Source organism: Mycobacterium sp. NAZ190054 (assembly GCF_001545925.1).
GTDB lineage: Bacteria > Actinomycetota > Actinomycetes > Mycobacteriales > Mycobacteriaceae > Mycobacterium.
In genome coordinates this window covers 1-590 of the sequence record NZ_LMVQ01000524.1, presented here as the reverse complement: position 1 = coordinate 590, position 590 = coordinate 1, and the positions used below count along the sequence as shown (strand labels likewise).

1 protein-coding gene is annotated in these 590 nt (G+C 72.0%); it reads right to left on the bottom strand.

Annotation, left to right across the window (positions count from 1 at the left end; genetic code table 11):
• Positions 1 to 98 precede the first annotated feature (98 nt).
• A partial coding sequence (locus tag ASJ79_RS25400; protein ID WP_231751037.1) for an NlpC/P60 family protein occupies positions 99 to 590 on the bottom strand: 492 nt, incomplete at its 5' end.

Here is a 590-nt window from a genome sequence, read left to right as displayed (position 1 = left end):
GGACCTCGTTGCGGGCCGCTTCCACCATGAACACCGCGCAGACCAGCTCCGCGCCGAGCACCGCACCGACCCGGCGCCGGGCCGCGCTACGGGAGGCCTCAGTACCGGCGGACGTTGTAGATCGGCGCATTGTCCACCGGGGCGACTCGCACCGGTGTGCCGTAGGTGGAGGCGTGCACCATCATCCCGTCGCCGATGTAGATGCCGACATGCGACGCATCGGGGTAATAGGTGACCAGGTCACCCGGCTGCATCTGATCCCGGGACACCGGCTGCCCGCCGCGGGCCAATGCCTGGCTCGAATGCGGCAGCGAGATGCCGGCCTGCTGGAACGACCACATCACCAGACCGGAGCAGTCGAAGGCGCTCGGGCCGGAGCCGCCCCACGAATACGGGGAACCGATGCGGCTCAGCGCGGCCTGGATGACCGTGGTGGCCGCCGGGGATCCGGGCGGGGCGACGTCACCGGGCGGAATCGCTCCGGGGACGGGAGGGGCGGGCGGCGCGGCCAGCACGGCGGGATCCTGACCACCCGGGCCCACCAGCACCGGGATGCCGTTGAGCACCGCGGTGCCCGACAGCGGGTCGAG